The organism is Bacteroides sp. RTP31139st1_H2_RTP31139_211217 (assembly GCF_040227615.1).
In the GTDB taxonomy this organism is placed as follows: domain Bacteria; phylum Bacteroidota; class Bacteroidia; order Bacteroidales; family Bacteroidaceae; genus Bacteroides; species Bacteroides uniformis.
In genome coordinates this window covers 1-3,825 of record NZ_JBCNZM010000069.1, presented here as the reverse complement: position 1 = coordinate 3,825, position 3,825 = coordinate 1, and the positions used below count along the sequence as shown (strand labels likewise).

The 3,825-nt window shown below is 43.1% G+C and carries 3 protein-coding genes and 1 pseudogene; all 4 read right to left on the bottom strand.

Annotated features, from left to right (window positions below; genetic code table 11):
• A pseudogene (locus tag ABUA47_RS12775) lies at nucleotides 1-262 on the bottom strand (threonine--tRNA ligase); the annotation flags it as partial.
• A 139-nt stretch (nucleotides 263-401) separates the two neighbouring features.
• Nucleotides 402-2,462 (bottom strand): tetratricopeptide repeat protein, encoded by a 2,061-nt coding sequence (locus ABUA47_RS12770; protein ID WP_035448040.1) that lies wholly within the window; start codon nucleotides 2,460-2,462, stop codon nucleotides 402-404.
• A 117-nt stretch (nucleotides 2,463-2,579) separates the two neighbouring features.
• The gene (gene def, locus ABUA47_RS12765; protein WP_005827872.1) at nucleotides 2,580-3,137 is read right to left on the bottom strand and encodes a peptide deformylase; all 558 of its coding nucleotides are present in this window, start codon (nucleotides 3,135-3,137) and stop codon (nucleotides 2,580-2,582) included.
• A gap of 43 nt (nucleotides 3,138-3,180) precedes the next feature.
• Complete coding sequence (gene ruvX, locus ABUA47_RS12760) at nucleotides 3,181-3,606, bottom strand: Holliday junction resolvase RuvX (protein ID WP_005827870.1); 426 nt, start codon at nucleotides 3,604-3,606, stop codon at nucleotides 3,181-3,183.
• Nucleotides 3,607-3,825: the final 219 nt, after the last annotated feature.

The following is a 3,825-nucleotide window of genomic DNA, read 5'->3' as shown; positions in this document are numbered from 1 at the left end:
GGTCCACATCATAGTAGAAACCGTTTTCGATAGCAGGACCTATACCGAACTGGATGCCCGGATAGAGTTCCTGCAAAGCTTCGGCCAGCAAGTGGGCACTGGTATGCCAAAAGGCATGCTTACCCTGCTCATCCTCCCATTTATAAAGAACCACTTCAGCGTCTTGCATGATAGGACGCCCCAAATCATAAATTTCTCCGTTCACGCCACAAGCCAGCACGTCTTGTGCCAATCGCGAACTGATGCTTTCTGCAATCTGCAGTCCCGTTACTCCTTCGTTATATTCACGAACAGAGCCGTCTGGAAATGTTATCTTTATCATAGTTTATATGTATATTTCATTTTTCAGAACGCAAAAATAGCTAATTCTTTTTGATATTCTATTTTTTAGCAAAAAAATGTTATTCCCGTGTATCTGTAAACCTCTTTATGATATTATAGGCCGAGACAATGCCCAACTCTCCGGCTTTACTCAAATCGGCAATACCTTGTTTGTTATTCCCCAGGAAGATGTGCGTCAACCCACGGTTAAAGTATGCTTCAGCAAAATCGGGACTCAGCTCAATCGCCTTGTCATAATCCGCCAAGGCGGCACGGTAATCCTTCAGTAACGAAGACACATTGCCACGGTTATAATAGCCATAGACAAAATCAGGAGCCAATAGAATAACGTGATCCAGGTCATTCTTCACAACTTCATAATCGATGGCTGTCACTTCAGGCTTCTTCATTTCCGTTGTACCCGAAGTGGCACCTTCACTCATTGTGGCTTCGGCCTTTTTATATTCCAGTTGCTTATAACGCACCAAAGCACGCATAAAGTATGCCGGGAAGAAAGTGTCGTCCAACAAGATACTCTTTGTAAAGTCATCTATGGAACTGGCAAAATCCTGAACCAGATAGAAATCCAGACCTCTCATGAAACGTTTCTTGGCATTCTTCTCGTCAGCCACCACATCAGACGTATGAGCGTCTATCAAAGCAAAGTGGAAGCGTACTTGTTCCTCCGTCAACGGAGCTTCCATATTGGTGATGCGCAGTGGCTTCGGGAACAGTTTCGAATGGTTCAGTTCCTCAATATACTTATGATAATGTACGATACGCTTCACATCGCTCAGTTTCTCATAATAAGTCAAAGCATACATCGGCTCGAGCTTGATGGTCACATTCCGGTCTTGTACACGTCCGCGATAATCGCTCTTATAACGCTGGTCAGCTTCCGAATCGTCCGCTATTACAATTTTCCGATAATTTTCCATGTTCTTGTCGGATTTCTTACGGGTCTTCCCACCATCTCCATTGGAGTTTTCCGAGGAATTATCCGCAACATCCTTACTGTCGTCACCTTCCTTTTTGTCACCAGAAGAAACACCGTTACGCTTGTCTATCTGCATCTTCATGATTTTGAACTCATCCTGCTCGGCTCCCTTATGGTCGCCAATCTTTTTACGGGCTTCGGCACGCTGATAATAGCCGGCCATAAAGTTAGGATATTCTGCAATCACTTTGGAATAGTCACTGATAGCTCCCCGGTAATCCCCCGTCTGCGCACGTAACAAACCACGATTGAAGGTGGCCATCATGTTATCCGGTTCCATCTTCAACACAAAATCAAAATCCTCTATTGCCCGGTTGTCATCGCCCACCTGGGCACGCAGCAAACCGCGGTTGTAGTGCCCGAGAAAATTATTCGGATCAATATCCAAAGCCAAATCATAGTCACTCATGGCGCCTCTCAAATTATTCTGATGGAAACGCGCCAAGGCACGGTTGATATAGTTACCGGCATTCTTTGCACTCAGATGGATAGACTGGTCCAAATCAGCTTCAGCCTCTTTATACTTTCCCTGCTGGAGACGTACAATGGCTCTTGCCCCCCATCCGTCCGGGTCATAACGGTCCATATCAATGGCTTTGTCAAAATCACGCAAAGCTTGTATCGTATCGTTCTGTTTCAGGGAGACTTCTCCGCGCATCAAATAGGCACGCGTATATTTGGGGGCAATTGTCAGAAGCGTACCCAAATCTTCCTTAGCCGCCTCATAATCTTCTTTCTGAATATGGCAAAGGGAAAGATTATGCCAAAGCACCACATTCTCCGGATCGTATTTGATAGCGGTTTTATAATCTTCAATCGCCTCGTCAAACTTGTTCTGACGGATACGTGCCAATCCTCTGATCTGGTAAGCACCTACCACAAAAGGATTTCTTTGAATCGCAGCATCACAATCACTCTCCGCTCCCTGATAGTCATCCAAATTGATTTTTGCCAGTCCACGGAAGAAATAAGGCTCATATAAATAAGGTTTCGCGTTGATTACCTGATTAAAATATTGGATAGAAAGCACGTAATCCTCAAAATACAATGCATTCCGAGCAATGGTCATCACCCGTTCCGTATTGATTTGCGCATACAACAATGTGGGTAACAGCAAAATAGCTGTCAGTATTTTTCTTATCATCTTGTTTTATAAATGCTTGTAAACGAAACAAAAGTAACGTTTTTCGTTTACTTGTCGGGATTAGCGGAACACTTTTTATATTTTTTGAGCCTTTTATACCATATTATATGGTTAAACTTATTTCTTTACGGTTTTCACCTTATAAGTGCAGTGTGCTTTGCCTTTCAACATGGCATTCAGTTTTCCTTTAATCATCTGCTTGCGTAACGGAGACAAATGGTCGATGAACATCTTTCCTTCCAGATGGTCGAACTCGTGCTGCATCACGCGTGCCAGGTAACCTTCGATAATCTCATCGTGCGGTTCCAAGTTCTCGTCCAGGTATTGCACGCGTATTTTGTTGCCACGCTTCACTGATTCATGAATTCCTGGAAGGCTCAAGCAACCCTCGTCCATAGAAACTTCCTCACCGGACACTTCCAGAATATGGGCATTGATATACGCCTTGCGGAAATCTTTATATTCTGGCAAATCATCAGACAAGACATCCAGATTAATGGTTACTACGCGGATAGGCAAACCTATTTGCGGTGCAGCAAGTCCCACACCTTCAGCATTGTCCATCGTTTCGAACATATTCTCAATAAGTTCTTTCAAATTCGGATAGTCCGGGGCAATATCCTCTGCTACCTTTCTCAATACGGGCTGGCCGTACACATAAATGGGTAAAATCATTTCCTTTACTACAAATTACTAATTACAAATTACTTTCTATACATTATAAAAAAGAGAAACGTTTGTTCTCTAAATAAGTTTGCAGAATAATAGTTGCACTGATTTCATCCACCAGTGCTTTATTTTGGCGGTCTTTCTTTTTCAATCCGGCCTCAAGCATCGTCCGATGAGCCAGAACAGAAGTAAAACGCTCGTCTACATATTCAACCGGCATGTCAGGCAGTTTCTTCTTCAGCGAACGGACAAAAGGTTCGATATTCTTCATGTTTTCCGAAGCCTCATTATTCATCTGCTTAGGAAGGCCTACCAAGATACGCTCTACCGGCTCCTTAGCCACATAATCAAGAAGAAACTGCAACAATTGGTGTGTAGGCACAGTTGTCAGTCCATTCGCAATCATCTGCAATGTATCACTCACGGCTATTCCCGTGCGTTTCCGACCGTAGTCTATGGCTATTATTCTACTCATAATGGGCTACAAAATTACGATTAAAATTTGAATTCCGCCGTTAATCTTACATATATAATACAGAAAAGGGATGTCTGATAGTATCAAACATCCCCTCCTCTGATTTTTTCACTAATTATTTCAAATGAATTTTGTATGTCAACCCTCCACTGAAATATTTCATCCTCTGCATTTCCACCTGCACATGCAGATGCTTGAACAACAGATAAGTGGCTCCCA